At 53.6% G+C, this 23,944-nt stretch carries 23 protein-coding genes; 15 read left to right on the top strand and 8 right to left on the bottom strand.

Translation table 11 applies throughout. The features are described from left to right. Positions 1-33: 33 nt before the first annotated feature. From OCL06_RS12025 to nadK, 5 genes are all read left to right on the top strand, one after another. The gene (locus OCL06_RS12025; RefSeq protein WP_262994823.1) at positions 34-1,329 is read left to right on the top strand and encodes a GntP family permease; all 1,296 of its coding nucleotides are present in this window, start codon (positions 34-36) and stop codon (positions 1,327-1,329) included. A gap of 10 nt (positions 1,330-1,339) precedes the next feature. Beyond that, positions 1,340-2,545, top strand: a complete 1,206-nt coding sequence (locus OCL06_RS12020; protein WP_262994821.1) for an E22 family MetX-like putative esterase — start codon at positions 1,340-1,342, stop codon at positions 2,543-2,545. A gap of 14 nt (positions 2,546-2,559) precedes the next feature. After that, a complete protein-coding gene (locus tag OCL06_RS12015; RefSeq protein WP_262994819.1) occupies positions 2,560-3,585 on the top strand; it encodes an extracellular catalytic domain type 2 short-chain-length polyhydroxyalkanoate depolymerase in 1,026 nt (341 codons plus the stop codon). After that, positions 3,582-4,349: a 3-hydroxybutyrate dehydrogenase gene (locus OCL06_RS12010; protein ID WP_262994817.1), complete on the top strand. Its 768-nt coding sequence runs from the start codon at positions 3,582-3,584 to the stop codon at positions 4,347-4,349. The genes OCL06_RS12015 and OCL06_RS12010 overlap by 4 nt, the downstream gene beginning before the upstream one ends. A gap of 68 nt (positions 4,350-4,417) precedes the next feature. After that, positions 4,418-5,293, top strand: coding sequence for an NAD(+) kinase (gene nadK, locus OCL06_RS12005; RefSeq protein ID WP_262994815.1), 876 nt, complete (start codon positions 4,418-4,420; stop codon positions 5,291-5,293). 30 nt (positions 5,294-5,323) lie between these two features. Here the strand turns inward: nadK and OCL06_RS12000 are convergent, their stop codons facing one another. Next, positions 5,324-6,916, bottom strand: a complete 1,593-nt coding sequence (locus OCL06_RS12000; protein ID WP_262994813.1) for an L-lactate permease — start codon at positions 6,914-6,916, stop codon at positions 5,324-5,326. A 383-nt stretch (positions 6,917-7,299) separates the two neighbouring features. Here OCL06_RS12000 and recN point away from each other — a divergent pair, with 383 nt between their 5' ends. From recN to tmpT, 4 genes are all read left to right on the top strand, one after another. After that, positions 7,300-8,976, top strand: coding sequence for a DNA repair protein RecN (gene recN / locus OCL06_RS11995; protein ID WP_262994811.1), 1,677 nt, complete (start codon positions 7,300-7,302; stop codon positions 8,974-8,976). 146 nt (positions 8,977-9,122) lie between these two features. Continuing rightward, complete coding sequence (locus OCL06_RS11990; protein ID WP_262994809.1) at positions 9,123-9,479, top strand: outer membrane protein assembly factor BamE; 357 nt, start codon at positions 9,123-9,125, stop codon at positions 9,477-9,479. 173 nt (positions 9,480-9,652) lie between these two features. Continuing rightward, positions 9,653-10,318 (top strand): DUF4097 family beta strand repeat-containing protein, encoded by a 666-nt coding sequence (locus tag OCL06_RS11985; RefSeq protein ID WP_262994807.1) that lies wholly within the window; start codon positions 9,653-9,655, stop codon positions 10,316-10,318. Between the two features lie 68 nt (positions 10,319-10,386). Next, complete coding sequence (tmpT, locus tag OCL06_RS11980; RefSeq protein ID WP_262994805.1) at positions 10,387-11,031, top strand: thiopurine S-methyltransferase; 645 nt, start codon at positions 10,387-10,389, stop codon at positions 11,029-11,031. A 9-nt stretch (positions 11,032-11,040) separates the two neighbouring features. On the opposite strand, the gene OCL06_RS11975 is transcribed toward tmpT, so the two are convergent. Continuing rightward, complete coding sequence (locus OCL06_RS11975; RefSeq protein ID WP_262994803.1) at positions 11,041-12,345, bottom strand: DUF445 domain-containing protein; 1,305 nt, start codon at positions 12,343-12,345, stop codon at positions 11,041-11,043. 186 nt (positions 12,346-12,531) lie between these two features. Between OCL06_RS11975 and OCL06_RS11970 the strand changes: the two genes are divergently transcribed. Continuing rightward, positions 12,532-13,383 (top strand): S1 family peptidase, encoded by an 852-nt coding sequence (locus OCL06_RS11970; RefSeq protein ID WP_262994801.1) that lies wholly within the window; start codon positions 12,532-12,534, stop codon positions 13,381-13,383. A gap of 34 nt (positions 13,384-13,417) precedes the next feature. On the opposite strand, the gene dkgB is transcribed toward OCL06_RS11970, so the two are convergent. After that, complete coding sequence (gene dkgB, locus OCL06_RS11965) at positions 13,418-14,221, bottom strand: 2,5-didehydrogluconate reductase DkgB (RefSeq protein WP_262994799.1); 804 nt, start codon at positions 14,219-14,221, stop codon at positions 13,418-13,420. A 174-nt stretch (positions 14,222-14,395) separates the two neighbouring features. Here dkgB and OCL06_RS11960 point away from each other — a divergent pair, with 174 nt between their 5' ends. Then, a complete protein-coding gene (locus tag OCL06_RS11960) occupies positions 14,396-15,157 on the top strand; it encodes a transporter substrate-binding domain-containing protein (protein WP_262994798.1) in 762 nt (253 codons plus the stop codon). 67 nt (positions 15,158-15,224) lie between these two features. Here the strand turns inward: OCL06_RS11960 and rluB are convergent, their stop codons facing one another. Genes rluB through OCL06_RS11935 form a run of 5 tightly spaced genes read right to left on the bottom strand, consistent with a single transcriptional unit; the run spans position 15,225 to position 19,040 of the window. Beyond that, entirely contained in the window at positions 15,225-16,085 is an 861-nt protein-coding gene (gene rluB, locus OCL06_RS11955; protein WP_262994796.1) for a 23S rRNA pseudouridine(2605) synthase RluB, read from the bottom strand. Further along, on the bottom strand, positions 16,078-16,725 hold the full coding sequence (gene scpB / locus OCL06_RS11950; RefSeq protein WP_262994794.1) for an SMC-Scp complex subunit ScpB: 648 nt from the start codon (positions 16,723-16,725) through the stop codon (positions 16,078-16,080). Before scpB ends, rluB begins: the two co-directional genes overlap by 8 nt. Beyond that, on the bottom strand, positions 16,685-17,563 hold the full coding sequence (locus OCL06_RS11945; protein ID WP_262994792.1) for a segregation and condensation protein A: 879 nt from the start codon (positions 17,561-17,563) through the stop codon (positions 16,685-16,687). Before OCL06_RS11945 ends, scpB begins: the two co-directional genes overlap by 41 nt. After that, on the bottom strand, positions 17,560-18,180 hold the full coding sequence (locus OCL06_RS11940) for an L-threonylcarbamoyladenylate synthase (RefSeq protein WP_262994790.1): 621 nt from the start codon (positions 18,178-18,180) through the stop codon (positions 17,560-17,562). Before OCL06_RS11940 ends, OCL06_RS11945 begins: the two co-directional genes overlap by 4 nt. Next, the gene (locus OCL06_RS11935; protein ID WP_262994788.1) at positions 18,177-19,040 is read right to left on the bottom strand and encodes a PHP domain-containing protein; all 864 of its coding nucleotides are present in this window, start codon (positions 19,038-19,040) and stop codon (positions 18,177-18,179) included. The genes OCL06_RS11940 and OCL06_RS11935 overlap by 4 nt, the downstream gene beginning before the upstream one ends. Before the next feature lie 280 nt (positions 19,041-19,320). On the opposite strand from OCL06_RS11935, the gene OCL06_RS11930 reads away from it, so the two are divergent. From OCL06_RS11930 to trpCF, 4 genes are read left to right on the top strand one after another with little or no spacing between them, the layout of a single operon-like run. Next, entirely contained in the window at positions 19,321-20,916 is a 1,596-nt protein-coding gene (locus OCL06_RS11930; RefSeq protein ID WP_262994786.1) for an anthranilate synthase component 1, read from the top strand. Further along, positions 20,913-21,527: an aminodeoxychorismate/anthranilate synthase component II gene (locus OCL06_RS11925; RefSeq protein ID WP_262994785.1), complete on the top strand. Its 615-nt coding sequence runs from the start codon at positions 20,913-20,915 to the stop codon at positions 21,525-21,527. Before OCL06_RS11930 ends, OCL06_RS11925 begins: the two co-directional genes overlap by 4 nt. Continuing rightward, a complete protein-coding gene (gene trpD, locus OCL06_RS11920; RefSeq protein WP_262994784.1) occupies positions 21,520-22,542 on the top strand; it encodes an anthranilate phosphoribosyltransferase in 1,023 nt (340 codons plus the stop codon). Before OCL06_RS11925 ends, trpD begins: the two co-directional genes overlap by 8 nt. 1 nt (position 22,543) lies before the next feature. Further along, complete coding sequence (gene trpCF / locus OCL06_RS11915; protein WP_262994783.1) at positions 22,544-23,941, top strand: bifunctional indole-3-glycerol-phosphate synthase TrpC/phosphoribosylanthranilate isomerase TrpF; 1,398 nt, start codon at positions 22,544-22,546, stop codon at positions 23,939-23,941. Positions 23,942-23,944: the final 3 nt, after the last annotated feature.

Genomic DNA, 23,944 nt, shown 5'->3' with positions numbered 1-23,944 from the left:
TGCGGTCACAGATTTTTTTAAAGGATAATAATTATGCTAAGTTTGATCGGCCTGGTTGGCGGGTTGCTGTTACTGATAGTGCTAACCATTCGGGGAATGAATCTGTTTATTGCGGCACCACTGTGTGCGCTGATTGTGGCACTGACGAATAATATTCCCATGTTTATGGGCGACACGAACTTTGTCGAAACCTATATGAGCGGGTTCACCGGGTTTATCGCCGCCTGGTTCTTCATGTTTTTGCTGGGTGCATTATTTGGCAAATTTATGGAAGACACCGGCGCAGCGGATTCGGTGGCGCGCTGGATTATCACCAAACTGGGTTACAAACAGGCGGTGCTGGCGGTAGTGATGGCCTGCGCCATTCTGACCTACGGTGGCGTAAGCGTGTTTGTGGTGGCCTTTTCGGTTTACCCCATGGCGATCAGTCTGTTTAAAGATGCCAATTTACCCCGCCGGTTTATACCGGCCACCATGGCCTTCGGCTCGGTTACCTTTACCATGACCTCGGCCGGCTCACCGGAAATTCAGAACTGGATCCCGATTAAATATTTAGGCACCTCGCCCTTCGCAGCCTGGGAAGTGAGCCTGGTGGTGGCCGTGTTCATGGCAGTGTTCGGGTACTGGTGGCTAAAACGCATGATCAACAAGGCGCTGGCTAACGGCGAGCGATTTGAAACCCGCGAGTCCGATCCGGAAATTCCTGAGCGTGACTACCCTCACCCCATCACCGGCATTATCCCGTTGTTAGTGGTACTGGTATTGTCCTTCCTGCTGCACGATACATTAGCGCAAATGGCGTTAATAGTGGCGCTCAGTGGCGGCGTGCTGGCACTGATGCTGATTAATTTCCGGCACTTTCACAACCTGGGTAACGCAATTAATCTGGGCACCACCGGCGCCCTGGTGGCTATTGGTAATACAGCAGCCGTGGTCGGCTTCGGTTCCATCGCCAAAAATACCGAGGCGTTTCAGCAAACTGTGGCCATTATGACCCAAATTCCCGGCAACGAGCTGATTGGTGCTGCCATTGCCGTGAGTGTCATCGCCGGTCTCACCGGCTCGGCATCCGGCGGTCAGGCCATCGCCCTGCCGCTGGTTGGCCCGCATTATCTTGACCAGGGGGTGGAGCCCGAGCAGCTGCACCGGATTGTCTCTATTTCATCCGGCGCACTGGACTCATTGCCGCACAATGGTTACGTGGTGACGACCATCCGCGCTATCTGTAACGAAACGCATAAGGCCGCATATGGTGCCGTGGGTGCGCTCACCGTGGTGGTGCCGCTGATTGGCCTGACAATGGCCATAGCGCTGTTCAGCATTTTCTAGGGATTCGCTTATGTTACGTAAACTTTCTGTAGTGTGGCTGCTGACGAGTGTGTGGCTGGTGTCCGGTTGTGCTGCGGCGCAGCCGGCCGCTGACAGCGCTCCCATGCTGGTAGAAAAGCAAACCTTCACGTTACCGGTTTTCACCACCTTTGGTGGCCAGAAAATTGAGAACGTAAAAGTGGGCTGGGAGAGCTATGGCACCTTGTCACCGGCGAAAGACAACGCGATCCTCATCACCCACTACTTTTCTGGCACCTCTCATGCTGCGGGCCGCTATCACCCTGATGACGCCGCACCCGGTTACTGGGACGCGCTTATTGGCCCCGGTAAAGCTATCGACACCAATAAGTACTTTGTGGTTAGTGCAGATACGCTGGTCAATCTGAATGCGTACGACGACAAGGTAATTACGACGGGTCCGGCCACGATCAACCCGCTTACCGGCAAACCCTACGGGCTGGATTTTCCGGTGGTGACTATCCGCGACTTCGTCAATGTCCAAAAAGCGCTGCTGGAAAGTCTGGGCATAACCCGTCTGCATGCGGTGGTAGGCCCGTCGATGGGCTCCATGCAGGCACTGGACTGGGCGGCCGCCTACCCGGACTGGGTTGAGCGTGTTATTTCCGTGATTGGTTCAGGGGAGAGCGATGCCTGGACCACCGCCGCGCTGGAACAGTGGACCATGCCCATCCGGCTGGATCCTAACTGGCAGGATGGTAATTACACCCGGGAGTCAGCACCAGTTGCCGGCCTGGCTGCCGCCCTTGCGCTGATTACCCAGCATGCCCTGCACCCGGGGTATTTTGAGAGTCAGGGTAACAAACTGGGCTATCAGCCACTGGAAAAAGGGCCGCTTGAGGACATCCGGACCAGACACACTATTGTGGACTGGTTGTTTAACCGCGCAAAGTCCCGGGCTACTCACATGGATGCAAACCACCTTCTGTATCTGGTCCGGGCATGTCAGTTGTATGTGGCCGGGCATCAACAGTCGTTATCGCAGGGGCTGGCTGACGTCAGCGCCAAAACCCTGTTTTTGCCTGCCAGTAGTGATCTCTTGCTGATGCCTTACCTGGCAGAGTCAGCCCACGACACACTCACTGACCAGGGTGTTAACAGTGAATTAATTACTCTACACGGACCATTAGGACACCTGGAAGGGGTGGCCGATGTGCAGGAACAAGCCAGCGCCATTCAGGCCTTTCTGGAAAAATAACAAGGAATAATGACATGAACATGACGCTACCCAAGCTATTCACACTGTCGGCCGGGCTGAGTCTGGCAGTGACGGCTGCTGTTAACGCGAAGGATCAACCGGTACCGCCACTGAATCTGGACACCAGCCAAATTACCGTTTCGGGTCTGTCCTCTGGCGGCTATATGGCTAACCAAATGCACATTGCTTACAGCGACTGGGTAAAAGGCGCCGGAATTATTGCTGCCGGGCCGTATTACTGCGGCCAGAATGATATCACCACGGCGCTCAGTCAGTGCGTGAATAAGATGGACTCGCCGGTGGATCTCCCTGCCCTGTCAGCACAAATGCAGGACTGGGCGAAAGCCGGCAAGGTAGCTGCGCTGGACAACCTGAAAGACAGTAAAGTGTGGTTACTGCACGGCACCGCAGATGCGCGCATTATCAGCGAGGTGTCCGACTTACTGCATGAGCAGTACCAGTCACTGCTGACTGCTGACAACCTGACTTATGTAAACGATAAGCCTTTTGCCCACCTGTTCCCCACCCTGGAAAATGGTGGCAGCTGTACTACCTCGGAAGCGCCTTTTATTGGTAACTGCGAGTATGATGCGGCCGGTAACATGCTTCAATTTATCGCTGGCGATCTGCAACAACCCGATGACAACCTGAGCGGAAAGGTATACGCCTTTAACCAGCACCAGCTGGCCGGTGATCATGCCAAGACCCTTGCCGACAACGGATTCGTTTATGTACCGAAAAGCTGTGAAGACGGCGAGAACTGTGAGGTACACGTAAGCTTTCACGGGTGTAACCAGTATGCCGACGCGGTAGACGACGCTTATATTACCGGCACCGGTCTGAACCGGTGGGCAGACGATAACCACATGGTAGTGGTATACCCGCAAACCCGTAAGTCGCTGTTTATGCCTCTAAACCCACAAGGGTGCTGGGACTGGTGGGGTTACACCTCAGATGATTATGCCACCCGGGACGGCCACCAGCTTCAGGCCGTAAAAGCCATTGTGGAAGGATTAGATACGCAGGAGAGTACGCAGTGAACTCATTAAACATTTTTATTACCGGCGGTGCCAGTGGTATTGGCCTGGGTATCGCACAGGCGCTGGCAGCCGACGGTCATCACATAATTGTGGCTGACATTAATCAGGATGCCGCCACTACGGCTGCCCGGCAGATTGAAGCCAGCGGTGGCAGCGCTCAGGCGATGGCGGTAGATGTGTGTAACGTCCAGCAAGTCGCCGCACTTGCCGATGACCTCGCTGATACGCCGGTGGACGTGTTAATTAACAACGCCGGCATTCAGCATGTCTCCCGACTGGAGGATTTCCCGGCGGAAAAATGGCAGCAGCTCATCAACATCATGCTGGTAGGCCCTGCCCTGCTTACCCAGGCGTTTTTACCCGGTATGCGCCAGCGTAATTTCGGCCGCATTGTGAATGTAGGCTCAATTCACTCGGTAATCGCGTCACCCTACAAATCAGCGTACGTAGCGGCTAAACACGGCCTGCTGGGCTTCGCGAAAACGGTGGCGCTGGAGACCGGCGACTGTGATGTGACCATCAATACCTTGTGCCCGGCCTACGTAAAAACCCCGCTGGTAGAACAGCAAATTGCCGCGCAGGCTAAAGAGAATAATCTCACCGAAGAAGAAGTGGTCAGCAAAATCATGCTCGAACCGATGCCGAAAAAGCAGTTTATCAGCGTCGAGGAACTGGCGGATACTGCCCGCTTCCTGATCAGCCACAGTGCGCGGAATATTACCGGCCAGACCATGATCCTGGATGGCGGCTGGACCGCTCGCTAACACTTTCTTTTCTCAAACAAACTGTGCTAATGTCCAGACCATACCCGTGGAAAGGACATTAGCATTTCATGCCCTACGCAACCGTTGGCCTTATTGGCAAACCTCAGCACGACGGCACTCATGACAGCCTGAATATTCTCGCCAAGTATCTACTGGATCGCGGCTGTAAACTGTTGGTTGAAGAAACCATCAGCCGGGAAATTGAAGGCCATGCCCACGAAGCCTGTGATCTGGTTTGCATTGGTAAACAAGCCGACCTGGCTGTGGTGGTAGGTGGCGATGGCAGTATGCTGGGTGCAGCCCGGGTGCTGGCCAGATTCGATATCCATGTGGTGGGCGTAAACCGCGGCAATCTGGGGTTTCTCACCGACATCAATCCCGATGACATTGCAGAACAGCTGGATTTGATTTTTGACGGTGAGTGCCTGGTAGAGCAACGGTTCCTGCTGGAAGTTGGTGTATACCGCCATGAAAAGCTGAAAAGCAATAACTCCGCCGTGAACGAGGTAGTTCTTCACCACGGTAAAGTGGCGCATATGATGGAGTTTGAAATCTACATCGACGGCCAGTTTGTATTCAGTCAGCGCTCTGATGGGTTGATTGTTTCTACCCCCACCGGCTCCACGGCCTATTCCCTTTCCGGCGGCGGCCCTATTATTATGCCGAAACTTGATGCGCTGAATCTGGTGCCCATGTTTCCTCACACCCTCAGCAGCAGACCCATTGTGGTCGATGCCAACAGTTGTGTGTCTATGCGTGTTTCTAAAGTTAACAGCGACTCACTGCAGGTAAGCTGTGACAGTCATATTGTGCTGCCAGTGTTACCCGGCGATGAAATTCGCATTAATAAAAGTCAGGATAAACTGAGCCTGGTTCACCCGAAAGGCTACAATTATTTCACCGTGCTGCGGAATAAACTGGGCTGGGGCAGCAAACTGTACTGATCTCGCTGTGTTCGATACGCAGCATTCAGCTTAACGGAAAAACAGGTTAGCAACGACGGCCACACCTGCGCAGTAAAACACCATTGGCCAGAGTGTATAGCGGATGATGTCGCCCTCTCTGCCATTGAGGCCAACCACACTGGCCGCGGCTACCACGTTCACCACACAAATCATATTTCCGGCATTGGCGCCCAGCATTTGCAGCGCCAGTACCACATTATCGTCCAGCCCGCCTTGCGCGGCCATCGCCTGCTGAAAACTGCCGAACATTAAATTGGAAAACGTCGCGGAGCCGGCGATAAAGGAGCCCAGCGCGCCTACCCAAGGTGCCAGCCACAACCAGCCTTCCGTTACACTTTGGCCAACCCATTGTGCCAGGGCCATTGGCATGGCAGGTAACCCTGCCAGATTCACGTGAGAATGCAGAAATATTCTGACCATAGGGACCGCTGTACCCAGTGCGATGAGCGATGGCAGAAGCATTCGTCCACTCCGGCTAAGTGCGCCGGACAGTAACTGCGCGCGTGCTTTGACAAACAGACATGCCAGTAAAGCACAGACCACAAACACACTGCCGGGCAGGTAAAGCGGGGCCACACTGACGTGAAGATCGGAGCCCAATATCTCTGACCACTGCCAGTTTATCGTTTGCAGCCAGTTTTTAACGGGCAAGTCGGGAAGGCGTGTCATAACCAGTAAGAACGCCACGAGCAAGTAAGGCAGCCAGGCTACCCATAAACGTGGCGCTACGGCATGTTGCAACGGTTCCGGATGTATATTGTGTACCGGCGCGGATACGACGTTGTTTGGTAACAGAAAGCCGTGTTTTGCCGCAACGCAAACAATGGCCAGCCCGGTCAACGCGCCTAATACAGAAGGAAATTCGGGGCCGAGTAACGCCGCTACTCCGTATGCCGGCAGCGTAAAGGCTAACCCGGACAGCAAAGCGAATGGCAACATTACCCACCCGTCTCGCCAACTGCGCTGCCCGCTAAAGAAACGGGTGTAAAGCACACACATGATCAACGGCAGCCAGGAGGCGACCAGCACGTCCATTGCAATGGCTGTTAATGCCACCTGTTGTAGTTCAATGACGCTGATCCCCGGAACGCCTTGGGCAAGCCCCACCAGCACCGGGGTGCCTATTGCACCAAACGACACTGCACTGGAATCTGCTACCAGCGCCAGTACCACTGCCGCCAGTGGTGAAAAGCCCAATGTCACCAGCAGCGGCGCGACAATTGCCGCCGGCGTTCCGAAGCCCGCCGCGCCCTCGAGAAAGCTGCCAAATAACCAGGCAATAATGATTAACTGTACTCGTGGGTCGGGGGAGACTGTAGCGAAGCCATCTTTAATGACGGCCATGGCCCCGCTCATCTTCAGCACGTTAAGCAGCAATATTGCGCCAAATACAATCCATGCGATAGTTGCCGCAATGACGGTCCCTTCCAGCATCGACGCAGCTAACTGCAGAGCTGGCACGCGCCAGACAAAATACGCCAGCAACGCACTGAGTAGCAAGCTTAGCGGCATAGCCTGCCTGGCCGGAAAACGCAGTACTACCAATAAGAAAAAGACACTGAGCATAGGCATTGCGGCAGTCAGTATTTGCCATACAGTCATCCTACACTCCTGGTGAATTGCCTATTGATATGCTGTTTTTTGGTTAAGTAACACCTCACTACTCTCTACCTATAGCACAGAACCTGATAACCTGAATGCATATACTCGCGAGAGGCAATTAATCTACACGCTACCCGTGCCGGCAAGCTGCTGGTGCCGCATGTATACCATGCTTTGCAGATCGTTACCGTAATGATGACGGGGGTAGCATGTGCAAGACACCCACTGGCTGAAGAACTTCTGACGTGTAAGCGGTGCCGCTACCAATTTTCAGGTGCCGGCTTTACATTCGTCGACGCAACACCGATTATCTTACGACTTCACTTTACATCGCAAAAATACTGTATATATTTACACGTACTGTATAGATATCGAGTATTTCTATGTTAGCACATCTCTCTGTTAAAAATTTCGCAGTTGTAAAGCAACTCACGGTGAATTTGGAAGATGGCATGACTGCCATTACCGGGGAAACCGGTGCCGGTAAATCCATAGCCATTGATGCCCTGAGCCTGTGTCTGGGCGAGCGCGCCGACGCCGGTGCAGTGCGCCGCGACGCCGCCAAAGCAGAGATTGTGGCACATTTTTCGCTGGACGATAACCCGGCCGCAAAGCGCTGGCTGCAAGACAACGAGCTGGACGACGAAGACGAACAGAGTTGTTTCATTCGGCGGGTTATTTCGAAAGAGGGTCGCTCGAAAGCATTTATTAACGGCACACCGGTGTCGCTACAGCAACTGAAAAGCTTTGGTCAGTTTCTTATCGCTATTCACGGTCAAAACACTCATCTTCAGTTGCTCAAAGAAGATTACCAGCGACAGTTGCTCGACAGCTTTGGTAACCATGCCACCCAGCTCAGTGAAGTCAGCAGTGCCTATCGCAACTGGCGCAACCTGCAAACCGAATTACAGGATCTCCAGCAACAGGCACAAACCCGCGAAGACCGCCAGCAACTGTTGCAATATCAGGTGGAAGAGTTGAATGACTTCGCGCTGGAAGACGGCGAATTCAGTGTCCTGGAAACGGAACACCGCCGGCTCAGTAACGGGCAGAATCTGTTAGAACAGGCCCAGACCAGCTTTTATCACCTGTACGAAAGTGATGACGGTAATGCCTTATCCGTCATCCAAACTAGTATTGAACGGTTGGGTGAACTGGAAGTGCACGATGCCACCCTCACACCGATTATTGCCATGCTGAATGATGCGGCTATTCAGGTAGAAGAGGCCTCAGGCGAATTACGCAGTTACTGTGACCAGCTGGAAATCGATCCGCTGCGCTTACAACAGGTAGAAGCCCGCTTCAGCAAAGCCATGGAGCTGGCAAGAAAGCATGCCGTCGCGCCGGAAGACCTGTATGCGCTTCACCAGCGACTGGCGGCTGAATATAAGGCGCTTGGTGAACAGGAAAGCCGTCTTGACGACTTAGTGGCCGCCGTAGAACAGGCGCAGGCACATTATCTGGAGGCCGCTGGTGCCTTGTCTGAAATGCGTCAGCAAAGTGCTACTGCACTGGCAAGTGCAATAGAAGCAGAAATTAAACAAATGAACATGCCCCACGCCGCCATGGAAATTGCCGTGGAGTTTGACGCCAGCCGCAAACCAGTGGCATCGGGGCTGGATGCCGTGCAAATGCGCGTATCCACAAACCCCGGACAACCGAAAGACCGGCTCGACAAAGTGGTATCGGGAGGCGAGCTTTCCCGTATTGGCCTGGCTATACAGGTCATTGCCAGCGATAAACATGCCACGCCCACCATGATATTTGACGAAGTCGACACGGGGATCAGTGGCCCTACCGCCTCTATTGTAGGAAGTCTGTTGCGGAAGCTGGGTAAACGCAGCCAGGTTATGTGTGTAACACACTTACCGCAAGTGGCGGCACAAGCGCATAACCAACTGTTTGTTACTAAAATTACCGATGGTGAAAGTACGGAAACCCGTATGTTGCCGCTTACCCAGCAAGACCGGGTAGACGAGCTGGCGCGCTTACTGGCCGGTGATAAAGTGACGGCATCGGCCATGGCGAACGCCAAAGAGTTATTGGAAAGCGTGGAATAGAACTAATAACCGGTTGATTGGTCATAGTTGTCGAGGTAGCATGCCATCGCGCTGCACAAACTGCGTCACCGCCGCCTGTAAAACGTGTATCTTGCACAGCGGCGCTACGCAACGAACAAAAAAGCAATGACTGGATTAACTCACGCATGAAGTTGTATCAATTAATTTTCCTGCTCGGATTTGCCGCCACTTCGGTAGGTTGTGCAGATTGGATTTACCGTATTGATGTGCCCCAGGGTAATTTTCTGGATGAACGGGATGTGAAGAAACTTCGCATCGGCATGACAAAAGAACAGGTGGTGTATGTACTGGGTCGCCCGGTCGTTCAAGACTCGTTTGATCATGACACCTGGTATTACGTTTACGATATGAAGCGTGGTATGGAAAAGCGCGGCAAAGATTTTCAGAAGCGCCTGATTATCGATTTTGAAGGCGACAAGGTAGCCAGCGTTGAAGGTGACTTTGAACTCTCTGAAGACTTCAACACCCCGCTGGACGAGTAAACCAAACGCACGATCCCGGTAGCCCATTTCACGACTATTTTGCGTAATGGGCTACATTGTGTGATTTCTCATTATCCAATCCTATTTAACCCGTTGATAAACAATCAGTTTTTCAATGGCACGCGACCTGCTACGTTCTGCCAAAGCAAAACCACACCAGCAGAGAACGCACAATGAAACTTCCTTATATACTTCTATTAGGCTCCCTGACCATCCCAGCCCTGTCTGGCTGTGTTATTCACATTAACGGTGATGACAGCGCCCGGCATACGGGCAGCATGAGCAGCGTATTCGGTAGCTTTGATATCAGCGAAGGCCGGCAGGTTCGCAATATCTCCACGGTGAATGGCGGTGTTGAACTGGCCGACAATGTGACGGCTGAAGACGTGGAAACTGTGAATGGCGGTATCGAGATAGGCCACAATGTGGCTATTCGTAACGCCGAAGTGGTCAATGGCGACATTGAAGCCGGGAACAATCTGACGGTGGAAAAAGACGTGGAAACCGTAAATGGTGATGTCACGTTGGGTGCACATGCCCTTATTAAAGACACGGTGGGCACCGTCAATGGCGACATATCGCTTCGACAAGCCAGTGTGGGCGGCAATGTGGAAACGGTCAACGGGAATATTGATTTACGGGAGCACACGGTAATTACCGGCAATATTGTGTATGCAGAAAGCCGCAGCGACTGGGACTGGGGCACCTCTATCCCTACCCTTCGTATTGATGATACCTCACAGGTACATGGACAAATTATTCTGCACCGGGATGTAAAACTGCTTCTCAGCAATCCAGAGTTAGAAAACAAAGTGATTCGCCAGTACCCGGGAGCCTGATTTACGGTGGTGCAGTCACGATGCGCTCAGGTATAGTAGTCATCTGCGCGCATAATGAGGAGACTGCGATGGATCACGCCTTCTGGCACAGCAAGTGGCAAAATAACCATATTGCGTTTCATGAACCACAGGGCAGCCCGCTGCTGGTGGCTCACCACCCTGTATTAACCGCGCCCCCCTCTCCCAGGGTGCTGGTGCCTCTGTGCGGGAAAACCCGCGATATTGGTTATCTGCTGTCGAAAGGGTGTGAGGTGGTTGGCGTAGAGCTTAGCGAACTGGCAATTAACCAACTGTTCGACGAGCTTGGGGAATCCCCGGAAATTACTCAGACCCAAACACATAAGCGCTACAGCATTCCTGGTTTGACTGTATTTGAGGGTGATTTTTTTGCCTTGCAGCGAGATGACATTGGCGCTGTGACCGGCGTTTACGACCGCGCAGCCCTGATTGCCCTGCCGGCCTCGATGCGCGGGCAGTATGCACAGCAGGTGAATAAACTGAGCGGGGGCGCCGAGCAATTACTGATTTGTGTAGATTATAAGCAGGCTGACATGCCCGGGCCGCCTTTCGCCGTGAGTACTGATGAGGTGACCGCATTATATGCGCCGCACTACTCAATTACCCTGCTCGCCAGCGAAGACGTTGCTGGCAAACTGAAAGGTAAAGTGCCAGCTTGTAATCAGGTATACCGGCTCAGTAGTCAGACAGAGTAATCGCCAGGGTTAGCCGACAACTCCTTTTCCCAGCCAACCTATGCCACGCTCAATGATAAACAGTAATGCGCCAATTAGCCCGCCCACCAGCGTGCCGTTGATACGCACCTTCTGCAGATCTTTACCAATGTTCAGCTCAATCTGCGCTGCCATATCGTCTTCGTCCCAACTGTTTATCGTGGTTCTGATGTGCCCGGTTAAGAAGTCAGCCAGTTCAGGGGCCATGTAGCGTCCTGCCTCGGCGATATGTTTATCGAGTGCCGCAGCCAGGGCGTCATCATTGAGAATGGCAGTGCCTATTTCCTGTAGTGCACCGGCGACTGCCTGTTGGCTGCGGCCATCCGGCTTAGCCAGATCGGCAACCAGCCAGCCGTGGACATCCTGCCAGATCTTGCCCACGTAGGTGTGCAGGGTTTCATTTTCCAGCAGACCGGTACGCAGTTCTTCCAGCTTATGCAGATAAGCAGGGTCGCTTTCCAGTTGCGCAATGAAATGCTGCAGTTGCTCATCGAAGGCACGGCGAAGGGGATGGTCGGGATCATTATCAATATCGGCGAGAATGCCGGCCATGGCACTAACTGCCACCTGCGCACCCTGTTCACTCAGCCATTGCGACGGTAACAGCTTCTCCAGCCGGCGATGCTCGGTTTTCAGCCACTGATTAAGCTTTTCCGCAATCAGCGCCTGAGTGGCATCAGTTTGCGCCATGGTAGCCAGCTTATGCAGCACCCCGTCCAATACTTTCTGGTGGCGCCCCTTGCGGGTAAGCACGGTGAGCGTGCCCGCTGCCAGCGGCCCAAGCTCCACCTTATTAATACCGCGTTTGATGGCTTGCAAAATAAACTTCTGTACCGGGGCATCGTCAATAATGTGAATAAATCCCGTGAAAGTATCGCACAGATAGCGCGCCAGCCGTTGCGCATTAGCCGGTTGTTGCAACCAACGTCCCGCCCCCACCGCGGGCTGACTGGAACTGATCAACGCTTCAATGGCTGCGGGGTTGAAAAATTTCTCACGCACAAAATTGGCTAAGTTATCAGCAATGGCCTGTTTATTGGACGCGACAATGTTGGTGTGTGGAATGGGATAACGTGCAGGGATGGGCTTAAATAAGGCCGTTACTGCAAACCAGTCAGCCAGCCCGCCAATTAGCGCGGCCTCGGCCGCCATTTTAATCAGCCCGACCCAAAAACTCCCCTGCAACCCGGGTTGGTAGGTTTGCACCACGCTGAGACAAATAAACAGCAGTGCGGCACCGCATAACCACCACAGCGCATGACGCTTCGCTCTTGCCAGTTGTAATTGCTTATCCACCCTCTCTCCCTGATTCGTTAATACTGCTGTGGGGTACACCGTTAGTGTACTACCCACTTATACCTGCCGGTAAGCAATTCTGATCGCCCTGCCGATGAGTCTTTACTGGCTTTTCGTGACAAGACCGCAAACTGAACTAGCATAAGAAGAAAGGCCATGCGGTCAGCCTTACTACACGGAGAATATATGCAACGGCACTGGGTGTACGCATTAATGTTAAGCAGCCTGCTCTATAACCCGGCTTTAGCCATTGTGATTCGCCATGATGTAGCCGATGAGCGTTATCACGCCAGTATGGCGGAATTCCCGGCGCTCGCCACCTTCTACACTAACGGCGGCCATGGTGTGCTTATCGCACCTCGCTGGGTACTGACCGCCGCCCATGCCACATATTGCCTGCAGCGTGGCAGCATGATTAGGGTAAGGCATCAGCCGGTCACGGTATCCGGTATTTACATTCATCCCGACTATCGCCCGAATGACTCTCATGATATCGCGCTGGTGCGCCTGCGCGCTGCGGTTGCAGATACCCAGCCCGCGTCGCTCTATCGGTTAGCCGATGAAGAGGGAATGAATGTATGGCTGACGGGCATTGGCGGAACCGGCAACGGAAAAACGGGTCAGATGCAGGCGAATATAGCCAGTCAGGGCGAACTACGCAAAGCGCAAAATCAGATCACCGATACCCGACCGAATCTGCTGATGGCGCTATTTGATGAAGGCCAGCGAGCATTACCGCTGGAAGGCGTCACTGGCAGCGGTGACGGTGGCGGACCTGTGTATGTTTCTGACGGTGACCGTTTTCAGGTCGTGGGCATCAGTTCACGGTTCAAGGGAGAAGCGCCAGGCTTGTATGGTGTGCGTGACATTTACACTCGGGTTTCCGCATTTGCGCCCTGGATTGAATCAGTCGTGCAGGCACGCCCCGAAGTCATTGAAGAACTGGCCGACACACGACTGCATTCATTACCCGGCGGGCTCAAGCGTAGAGAACTGGCTGCGGTCTGCACTGATATAAGTCTGGCCGAGCGGTACTAACAAAAGAGGGCGCGCAGCGCCCTATTCATTTCATTTAATCCCAGTCCGGCGCAAAGTCCGGATCGACAATGCGTTCGCCATTATCCAGGTTATCAATCAGCGCTATCTGCTCGTCTGACAAGGTGACCTTGGTGTAATCGAAATTGCCCTGCAAATGGTCTTTGTTAGTGGAGGATGGAATAGCGTGAATGCCTTTTTTGTCCATCCAGGCCAACACCACCTGCGCCGGGGTTGCGTTATGCTCAGAAGCGATATTTTTAAGCACCTCGTTCTGCATGACTTTGCCCACCGCAAACGGCATATAAGCGGTCACGCTGACGCCCAGTTCATGGCACACCTCAACCACCTGACGGTTTTGCATAAACGGATGCAATTCAATTTGGTTGGTGAGAATTTCACCCTTGCCAAGAATCGATACCGCTTGACGCAGTTGCGGAATGGTAAAGTTACTGACGCCGATGTGCCGGGTTAACCCCTCGTCCTTCGCCTGCGCCAGTTGTTCCAGATATTCTTTCATCGGGATATCATCGCCAGGGTATGGCCAGTGGATCAGCAACAGATCGAGATGTTCCAGCTTAAGTTTCGACAAACTTTCATGCACACTGGGTATGAAGTCACTGGCTCCCAGCGATTCCCACCAGACCTTGGTGGTTACGAATACATCCGCCCGATCCACGCCGGAGGTTTGTAAGGCATCGCCGACATGTTCTTCGTTGCCATAAAACTGTGCCGTATCAATATGAGTAAAGCCGATATCCAGTGCGTCGCGCACAGACTGACGGGCCGTTTTGCCTTCCAGTCTGAATGTACCGACGCCAAGCTGTGGCATATCCTTCATGAGTCACTCCTTCTGTTAGATGAAAAATGGGCGATGCCAGCAAAGCTGGCTTTAAAGTAATGCATACGGGGCGTCAGAGGATAAGATCGGCGCTGTTCGCAGCAGAATTTGCTGGCATTTCTGGTCGTTGACGCTATGCTAAAAAGACGACTTGTAGTATGACTAGGTATTGCAGTGAACAAATGCCTGTTATGTAGTGTCCTGCTTGGCTGCTGGCTGATATCGTTGACGGTGTCCGCCTCAGCTGAACGTGTTTACCGCGTTGGCGTGGAAGATGTGGACTATTATCCGGTACTGGATTTTGTGCACTCTCCCCCACGTGGCGTAGTAAAGAACGTGCTGGACAGTTTTGCTGAACAAACCGGCGTAAAGTTTGAGTATATCCCGCTGCCTATCCAGCGCTTCAATAGCTGGTACGACACTGGCCGCATTGATTTCCGTGTACCCGATAATCCGCGCTGGTCACTTACCAGCCAGCCCTCACTGATATATTCCGTCCCGTTTTTAAATTTATGCGAAGTGTTAGTTGTTAAAGCAGAAAACCGAAAGATGTCGCCAGACAATGTTACACGCATTGGCACGCTTATGGGATTCACGCCGTCTACATACTGGAATCAGAAAATGGAGTCCGGGGCAGTCAGGCTGGTGCCGGATCGCTCCCTGAAAGTCCTCACGCGCATGTTGCTGAACGATATGGTGAGCGGGCTGGATTTGGATCTGGCCAGTATTCACTATCAGCTAAAAACCCTTTCTCTGCCGCCAGATCTAGTGGCCCCTCTGGAAACCGTGGAAAATCCCACGATCAGTTATCGCATGTCGACGTTAAACCATCCGGAGATCATCCGGCAGTTCAATCAGTTTATGGCACGGAATAAAGACAAACTCACAGCACAAACCTACGCAGAATATCCTCACATAGGCGCGCCGTGCTATTAGCAGAAACGCCATCAAGGGAAGTGGCGTAAGTACGTCCGCACGGGCGGCGGACGTGGTATTTAGAGGGTTACTTACGGGGAGACTTTTGACCCTTGCGCACCCGGTGTTTTTTCACCGACCGACGCATGCGGCTCAAACGGGCGTGATCAAGTTTTGACTGACGGGCATCCACCAGTGACTGGGTCTCTTCATCCAGTTGCACCAGCTCACGGAGTTCGTTTACCTGCTCCAGCGGCAACTCTACCCAGGCACCCTGTGGCAAGCGCTTTTGCAGTTCGATTGGTCCGTAACGTAACCGGATAAGACGACTAACCTGCACCTCCTGTGACTCCCACAAACGACGAACCTCACGGTTGCGCCCTTCTTCAAGTGTCACATTGAACCAGCGGTTCATACTGTCTTCGTCATTGGGTCTGGGCGAGATAGACGTGAACCTGGCTGGGCCGTCCTCAAGCTCTACCCCTTTACGCAATTTATTCATGGTTTGCGGAGAGACTTCCCCAAACACACGCACCGAATATTCGCGTTCTACCTGACATTTTGGGTGCATCAGGCGGTTCGCCAGCTCACCGTCATTGGTAAACAGCAGCAGGCCCGAGGTATTGATATCCAATCGTCCGACAGAAATCCAGCGTCCCAGCCGGATGGCCGGCAGACGTTCAAACACCGTGGGACGCCCATCCGGGTCGTTACGGCTACATAATTCGCCCTCAGGCTTGTTGTACATCAGCACCCGGCACACGGGCTTTTCAGTCTGACGGGAAAGCAGGTGACCATCCACCCGAATTTGTGCGTTACCATCTACCCGGTCACCCAGGGTGGCAATAGCACCATTAACAGAGACTCTGCCCTGCTCAATCCAACGTTCCATTTCGCGGCGTGAGCCCAGTCCCTGGTTAGCCAACACCTTCTGTAACTTTTCAGTCATTAGTCGTTACACTCTTTGTTTCGTTGTGTTTACTGGCGGCAGGAGCCGAAGCCGGTGCCGCCGCTTGTGATTCTGTCGTGCTGTCAGTCTGATCGATGTCTTCCAACATGGTGTCGAAAGCGTCAGCACTGGGCAGCTCGCCCAGAGAAGTTAGTGAGAAGTAGTCCAGGAAAGCCTTGGTTGTTGCATACAACGCTGGTCTGCCGGGGACTTCTTTATGCCCCACTACCCTTATCCATTCCCGCTCAGTAAGGGTTTTAATAATATTGCTGCTTACCGCCACGCCGCGAACCTGTTCAATTTCGCCGCGGGTGATAGGCTGACGATAGGCAATTAACGCCAGGGTTTCCAGCATGGCTCTTGAATAGCGGGGCGCCGTTTCCTGCCACAAATTGCTCAGCCATGGACTCAGGCTGTCCAGCGACTGAAAACGGTAACCACTGGCCACCTCGGTGAGCTGTATGCCCCGCGGCTGGTAATCGAGAACCAGTTCGTTGAGCACACCACGTAATGCGCGATCAGAAACCGTAAAGTCTGACAACACGGTGGCTTTAAGCTGTTGCATTGACAGCGGTTTATCGGCCACAAATAACGCGGCCTCAACCAGCTGTTTGAGCTGCGTCTTGTTGATCTTCTTCATGACTGCCTAATTTAACATGGATGCGGGCGTACGGGCCGGCCTGAACGCACAACAACAGATGTTCTTTTACCAGTTCCAGAATGGCCAGAAACGATACAATGACTCCGGCTTTCCCTTCTTCGGCGGCGAACAACGCCTCCAGGGGTGTATACTCATGCTGGGAAACCGTGGCCAGGATCAGGCTCATCCGCTCCCGCGTACTCAATGCCTCTTTTTCTATTGTATGATGTTCAAAGGCTTCCGCCCGCTTCATGGCCTGACTGAATGCCAGCACCAGTTCCTGCATACTGACTTCCGGTTCGATACGAATAGCGGACACCGACTCCGCCTTGCTCACATTGACGGTAAATATATCCCGGTCCAGCCTTGGCTGGGCATCAAGATCTTCGGCGGCCTGTTTTACTAACTCATATTCCCGCAAACGGCGGATCAGTTCGGCCCGGGGATCGTCTTCGTCATCCTCATCGTGGCTGCGCTTGGGCAGCAGCAAACGGGATTTTATCTCTGCCAGAATCGCGGCCATCAGCAAGTATTCCGCCGCCAGCTCAAGCCGGAGTTCCCGCATCAGCTCCACGTATTCCATGTACTGACGGGTAATATCGGCAACAGGCAGCGTGGTAATATCAAACTTTTGCTTACGGATCAGATACAGCAGCAGATCCAGCGGCCCTTCAAAGCTTTCCAGGATAACTTCCAGCGCATCAGGGGGGATGTACAGGTCCTGCGGTTTTTCAATAACCGCTTCCCCGTTGATAAACGCGAGTGGCAGCGGTTGCTGTACCGGCTGCATGACGTCAGTCGTGGGCTCGCTGTTAAGCTCCCGGGTTGATTCACTCATAGGAACACAGACGGGTCTCCGGCGCCTTCTCTGACAATGGTGGCCGCACCTTCTGACAAGTCCACGACGGTGGTGGGTTGCTCACCCAGGTAGCCGCCATGAATAATTAACCCTACCTGCTTTTCCAGCCGGTCACGGATGGCATCCGGATCAGACTCGGCCAGCTTACTGTCTGGCAAAATCAACGAAGTAGACATTATCGGCTCACCCAGCGTTTCAAGTAGTTTCAGGGCAATGATGTTGTCAGGTACCCGTATGCCGATAGTTTTACGTTTCGGGTTCTGTAAGCGGCGCGGCACCTCGCGGGTAGCCTTCAACACGAAGGTGTAAGGCCCCGGCGTATTGTTTTTGATTTGCCGGAATGCCACGTTATCGACTTTCGCGTACACGGACAATTCGGACATATCCCGGCACATCAACGTGAAGTTGTGATCTTTACCAATCTGACGCACCCGGCATAGCTGGTCGAGGGCTTTCTTGTCTTCCATCTGGCAGCCAATGGCATACCCGGAATCGGTCGGATACACCACCACCTCGCCCTGTCGAATGAGTTCGCAGGCCTGTTTCAGCAGGCGCGGTTGGGGATTGTCAGGATGAATATAAAAGAACTGGCTCATACGCCTTCCCGTTGTTGCGTTGCGTCTAGTTGCGACCAATTATGCCATATCGGCGTCAGGGATGAGGAAATACCGAGATTTTTCCCTAATTCCGTCCAGCGAGACGGGAAGTGGAAATCGGACCCTGCCGATGCCAGCAGGTTATGTTCGTCCGCCAGCTGCTGAATTATCAATTGTTTGTCTTTTGCCATCCCAGGAAACGCCGTTTCAATGCCATCGCCTTTGGCGTCGGCGAAATCTGCCACCAGCCGGCGTAGCCATTTGGTGGTCATGTCATAGTGCGCAGGATGCGCCAGTACAGCCTGACCACCCGCGGCCTGGATCCAGGCAATGGCGTCGTGCATTTCTGGCCACTGGGCTTTTACCATGGCCCTTTTTCCCTTACCGAGATACTTTTTGAACACGGTATTCATATTGGCCACACCATACTGTTCTACCAGCACCCGGGCAAAATGTGCACGGGTGACCTGACCGACGCCTGCCAGTGACAGGGCTTTTGGCAACACACCCTCAAACCCACACTTCTCCAGCTTTTCAGCAATTTTTTCTGCACGTTCACTGCGTATTTGCGCCTGATTGCTCAGGTTTTCGAGCAGGCCAGGATGTGTCCGGTCAACATTTAATCCCACCACATGAATATCAAAACCGTGCCAGCGGGTAGAGATTTCCACCCCGTCGATAATAGTTAACTGGCGGCTTTCTTTCGCCTGAGCAGCGTGAGCGGGGTCGAGACCGGCCAGCGTGTCGTGGTCGGTGATGGCCAGTACGTCCACTTGCATGGTGTGCGCGCGCAGGATCAGTTCCTGGGGCGTCAGGTGGCCGTCAGAGAATCGGGTGTGGCTATGTAGATCAATTTTCAATGAGTTATGCAAATTATTGGTTGACAGTATGTTGAATTTGTTTTCTCCTAGTAGGCGAATTATACGGACTAACGGCTTCGATGCCTATCGAAGTTTTTTAGCAACGAAGAGATTTTATCCATGCGCACATTTAACTTTACCGGCAACATGATGGTTGCAAACTGGTGGTGGCACTCCCTGAATTAACGGGCGGTGCGCGCAGTGGTGCGTGTGAATTACGAAAAGGCCCGTTTTTACGGGCCTTTTTTTTTACCTTTTCGCAGTGGGAGAAAATGCGACCATGAGTCTAGCTGAACTGGGTACCGACCCGGGTAAAGTCGAAACTATCGAGCAAGTGGGTCATTACATTGACGACCCTCTGGCAGCGTTTTCGCATCTGAGCCAGGACCGGCCCCATGCGCTGCTACTGGAGTCGGCGGAGATTGAGTCGAAAGACAACCTGCAAAGTCTGTTAATGGTGGACGCGGCGCTGCGGTTTGAATGCCGCGAAAATACCGTTACGGTGACAGCGATCACTGACAATGGCCGGGCAGTCTTACCTCTCTTTCACACGCACTGCCCACCCGGTATCAGCGTGGCAGATGGCGAGCAGGGTGTGACGCTGACCTGTGAACCTGCCGATAGCACCCTGGACGAAGACGCCCGACTGAAAGCCGCCAGCGTATTTGATGCGCTGCGGGTTATTGTTAATCACATCACGCCCATCCGTCAGCATCCTCATGCCGTGTTTCTTGGCGGCGTATTCGCGTATGACTTGCTGGCCACCTTTGAGTCTTTACCGTCGGTGACAGAAGGGGACAATGACTGCGCCGATTACGTGTTTTATCTGGCCGAGACCCTGCTTACCGTCGATCACCAAACCCGGGAAACCCATCTGCTGGGCAGCGTGTTCAGCGGGGCAGATGTGGCCACCCAGTATTTTCGTATTGCCCAGCGTCTTGAGGCATTGCAGCAGGCGCTACATAACGTACCGGTCAGTAGCAAGGTCACCTCGGCCGGACACGATACCCTGGATGTAACAGTAGACAAAAGCGATGCGGCGTTTTGTGAGGATGTTAACCGTCTGAAGTCAAATATTCTCAGTGGTGATATCTTCCAGGTCGTGCCCTCGCGCACGTTCTCCCTGGCCTGCCCTTCTCCGCTCGCCGCTTACGCTCAACTGAAACAACAAAACCCCAGCCCTTACATGTTCTTCATGAAAGATGAAGACTTCAGTATTTTTGGGGCGTCACCGGAGTCTGCGCTGAAATATGAGCATGCGACCAATCAGGTGGAGATTTATCCGATTGCCGGCACGCGGCCGCGGGGCAAACGGGCAGATGGCAGTATAAACTATGATCAGGACTCCCGCATTGAACTGAATTTGCGGGAAGATACCAAGGAAAAAGCCGAGCACATTATGCTGGTTGACCTGGCTCGCAATGATGTGGCGAAGGTAAGCCGCCCAGGCAGCCGGTATGTGAAAGACTTGCTGAAAGTTGACCGCTACTCCCATGTGATGCACCTGGTATCCCGGGTGGTGGGTCAGCTGCGTGATGATTTGGATGCGCTACATGCCTATCAGGCCTGTATGAACATGGGCACGCTGGTAGGCGCGCCAAAAGTCAGCGCAGCATCGCTGATCCGCCAGGTAGAGGGCAAACGCCGGGGCAGTTACGGCGGCGCGGTGGGCTATATTAATGGCAACGGTGATATGGATACCTGTATTGTCATCCGTTCGGCCTTCGTGAAAAACAATCACGCTTACATTCAGGCCGGCGCGGGCGTGGTCTATGACTCGGATCCCCAGTCAGAAGCCGATGAAACCCGCACTAAGGCCCAGGCCGTGATTAACGCAGTCAGCAGTGCGCTGGCAGCGCAGGAGAGCCAGTCATGAAAACACCGGTTACTGTATTTCTGCTTGATAACGTAGACTCGTTCACCTACAACCTGGTAGACGAACTGCGCGCCATGAACTTATCCATTGTGGTATATCGCAACACCGTGGATGCGGATGTTTTGCTTAACCGAATGCACGAGCAGGCCAGCAAAGGTCCGGTGTTACTGATGCTGTCTCCCGGCCCCGGGGCGCCCCAGGATGCCGGCTGCATGCCCGAGGTATTGCGCCGGGTTGCGGGTCAGTACCCGGTGCTGGGGATTTGTCTGGGTCATCAGGCCATCGTCGCACACTATGGCGGTAAAATTGGCCGGGCTGATGCGGTGATGCACGGTAAGTCATCGGCTATTGAACATAACGGAGCGGCCATGTTTGAAGGTTTGCCACAGCCACTGCCAGTGGCCCGGTATCATTCGCTGGTTGCACAGACTTTACCGGACACACTGCATGCCTGTGCGTCTTTTGATGATATCGTGATGGCCGTACACCACCCTCACGACCGGATGCTTGGTTTTCAGTTTCACCCGGAGTCTATTCTCACTGCCGACGGCAGTCGCTTGCTGATGCAAAGCATTACTTATTTAACACAGGAGAGCCCCGCGCATGTTTGATGCTTCCCCTTCGCTTGAAACTCTGTTCGCCGGCTCACACCTGAGCCAGACCCAGTCGTTTTCGCTGTTCAACAGTATCATGCGCGGCGAGCAGCATGAGGCTGTGCTGGCCGCGGTACTCACCGCCTTTAAAATAAATGGCGAGGCACCGGAAGAGATCGCCGGCGCGGCCGGCGCGATGTACACCAATGCCAAGCCGTTCCCCACCCCTGACTACCCGTTCGCGGATATCGTCGGCACCGGGGGTGACGGTCACAACACCATCAATATCAGCAGTGCGGCCGGCGTGGTCGCCGCTGCCTGTGGCGTCAAAGTCGCCAAACACGGCAGTCGCAGCGTGACCAGTAAAACCGGGTCGTCAGACTTGTTTACCCAGTTTGGTGTGGAACTGGATATTACACCGCAAACTGCGCGCAAATGTCTGGATGAAGCCGGGTTTTGTTTCCTGTTCGCACCGGTCTACCATCCCGGCATGCGCTACGCTACGCCGGTACGGGCCGCGTTAAAAACCCGCACGCTGTTTAACGTACTGGGTCCGCTGGCCAATCCTGCCGGCCCTACCCACAGCTTGTTCGGCGTATACTCGCCCAAACTGCTGGACGCCTATGCCAAAACCCTCATGCTGCTGGGTCAGCATCGCGCCATGGTAGTGCATGGCGACGGACTGGATGAGCTGGCCTTACACGGCGAATCAATTATTTTTGACCTGGAACACGGAGATATCCGTAAACGCACCGTGAATGCCGATGATTTTGGTCTGCCTTACTATCCGTTGTCTGCCATTAAGGGCGGTGAGCCGGAAGAGAACCGGAAACTGGTAGAGGCGGCGCTTGGCGGCGAAGGGCAAGAAGCTCACCGCGCCGCCATAGCAATGAATTGCGCGGCATTACTGAAGTTAACCGATACCGTAAGCAGTTTTAAAGACGGTGCCGAGATGGCAATGAACGCCATGGACAACGCTCTGCCACTGAAAATACTGAATCAGGTAGCCACTATCAGTCAGGAGGAGAGCTAACATGGCAAATGTGCTTGAAAAAATTGTGGCCGATAAACGCGTAGAGCTTACCCTGCGTGAAGAGGTATTGCCGTTAAGCGCGTTTAAAGATGCGCTCACACCCTCTACGAAAAGTCTGTTTGCAGCGCTTAGCCAGCCTAACGCGGGGTATATCCTGGAGTGCAAAAAAGCCTCTCCGTCGAAAGGACTTATCCGCGAAAACTTCGATTTAGATGAAATCCTGGCTGCGTATACACCCCATGCGGCAGGCATCTCTGTGCTTACCGACGAAAAATATTTCCAGGGCAATTATGACTACCTGCAGTACGTCACCGAGCGAGTGCAACAACCGGTGCTGAACAAAGATTTTTTCGTGACAACTTATCAGGTGTACCTGGCCCGCCATTACAACGCCGACGCGATATTACTGATGCTCAGCGTGCTCGATGATGACAGTTATCGTGAACTGGCTGTGGTTGCTGACAGTCTCGGCCTGGATATTCTCACCGAAGTGAGCAATGAAGAAGAAATGACCCGGGCGATCAATCTCAAGGCCAGCATCATCGGCATTAATAACCGAAACCTGCGGGACCTGTCCACTGACCTGGCCGCCACGGAACGCCTGGTCCCTATGCTGGATGCGGCCACCCACGAGCATGTGGTTATTTCGGAGTCAGGTATTTACACTCATCAGGACGTGCGCCGGCTGGCCCCATTGTGTGATGGCTTTCTGGTAGGCAGTGCGCTGATGGCGCAGGACGATTTAGCCCGCGCGGTGCACGAACTCGTGGTTGGGCGGGTGAAAGTCTGCGGGCTGACATCTGCAGACGGTGCGGCAGCTGCATTCAGCAGTGGCGCCAGCTTCGGCGGCCTGATATTCGCCGACAAGTCGCCCCGCTGCGTATCTACTGCGCAGGCACGGGATATTGTCACCACGGTGCCCGGTCGCTATGTGGGTGTGTTCGTTAATGCACCGGTAGATGAAGTGGCCAGCCTCGCCGGCACCTTATCTCTGCATGTGGTACAGCTTCACGGCAATGAAGATGATGATTACCGTACCGCATTGCGCAACGTATTACCGCAAGCGTGCGAAATCTGGCAAGCACTGGGCGTTACCGACGCGCTGCCGGCTAATCTGCCGTCGCTGCTAGACTCAGCGATAATCGATCGGGTGCTGCTTGACTGCAAGGTAGGCAACCAGACCGGCGGTACCGGCCAGCAATTTGACTGGTCATTACTTGCCCCCATCGAGCACAAACACAAACTGGTGCTCGCCGGCGGTATTGGTGTTGAGACTGTAGGCACGGCACTGGCGACAGGTGCCGGTATTATTGATGTGAACTCTGGTGTCGAAACGACGCCAGGTAACAAATCTTCTGACAAGCTGCGGGCATTGTTTGCTGCCTGCAGATGTTATTAACGA

The organism is Alteromonas salexigens, from assembly GCF_025628895.1.
Lineage (GTDB): Bacteria > Pseudomonadota > Gammaproteobacteria > Enterobacterales > Alteromonadaceae > Alteromonas > Alteromonas salexigens.
Note: the sequence above shows the minus strand (reverse complement) of the source record. Positions and strands in the feature narration are given on the sequence as shown.

Excerpts from the sequence above, each read along its gene's own strand:
- OCL06_RS12025 (WP_262994823.1), top strand. The coding sequence starts at position 34 with ATGCTAAGTTTGATCGGCCTGGTTGGCGGGTTGCTGTTACTGATAGTG.
- recN (WP_262994811.1), top strand. The coding sequence starts at position 7,300 with ATGTTAGCACATCTCTCTGTTAAAAATTTCGCAGTTGTAAAGCAACTC.
- tmpT (WP_262994805.1), top strand. The coding sequence starts at position 10,387 with ATGGATCACGCCTTCTGGCACAGCAAGTGGCAAAATAACCATATTGCG.
- rluB (WP_262994796.1), bottom strand. The coding sequence starts at position 16,085 with ATGACTGAAAAGTTACAGAAGGTGTTGGCTAACCAGGGACTGGGCTCA.
- OCL06_RS12015 (WP_262994819.1), top strand. The coding sequence starts at position 2,560 with ATGAACATGACGCTACCCAAGCTATTCACACTGTCGGCCGGGCTGAGT.
- dkgB (WP_262994799.1), bottom strand. The coding sequence starts at position 14,221 with ATGAAGGATATGCCACAGCTTGGCGTCGGTACATTCAGACTGGAAGGC.
- trpCF (WP_262994783.1), top strand. The coding sequence starts at position 22,544 with ATGGCAAATGTGCTTGAAAAAATTGTGGCCGATAAACGCGTAGAGCTT.
- scpB (WP_262994794.1), bottom strand. The coding sequence starts at position 16,725 with ATGAAGAAGATCAACAAGACGCAGCTCAAACAGCTGGTTGAGGCCGCG.
- OCL06_RS11990 (WP_262994809.1), top strand. The coding sequence starts at position 9,123 with ATGAAGTTGTATCAATTAATTTTCCTGCTCGGATTTGCCGCCACTTCG.
- OCL06_RS11925 (WP_262994785.1), top strand. The coding sequence starts at position 20,913 with ATGAAAACACCGGTTACTGTATTTCTGCTTGATAACGTAGACTCGTTC.
- OCL06_RS11940 (WP_262994790.1), bottom strand. The coding sequence starts at position 18,180 with ATGAGCCAGTTCTTTTATATTCATCCTGACAATCCCCAACCGCGCCTG.
- OCL06_RS11945 (WP_262994792.1), bottom strand. The coding sequence starts at position 17,563 with ATGAGTGAATCAACCCGGGAGCTTAACAGCGAGCCCACGACTGACGTC.
- OCL06_RS11930 (WP_262994786.1), top strand. The coding sequence starts at position 19,321 with ATGAGTCTAGCTGAACTGGGTACCGACCCGGGTAAAGTCGAAACTATC.
- OCL06_RS12000 (WP_262994813.1), bottom strand. The coding sequence starts at position 6,916 with ATGACTGTATGGCAAATACTGACTGCCGCAATGCCTATGCTCAGTGTC.
- OCL06_RS12020 (WP_262994821.1), top strand. The coding sequence starts at position 1,340 with ATGTTACGTAAACTTTCTGTAGTGTGGCTGCTGACGAGTGTGTGGCTG.
- OCL06_RS11970 (WP_262994801.1), top strand. The coding sequence starts at position 12,532 with ATGCAACGGCACTGGGTGTACGCATTAATGTTAAGCAGCCTGCTCTAT.
- trpD (WP_262994784.1), top strand. The coding sequence starts at position 21,520 with ATGTTTGATGCTTCCCCTTCGCTTGAAACTCTGTTCGCCGGCTCACAC.
- nadK (WP_262994815.1), top strand. The coding sequence starts at position 4,418 with ATGCCCTACGCAACCGTTGGCCTTATTGGCAAACCTCAGCACGACGGC.
- OCL06_RS11985 (WP_262994807.1), top strand. The coding sequence starts at position 9,653 with ATGAAACTTCCTTATATACTTCTATTAGGCTCCCTGACCATCCCAGCC.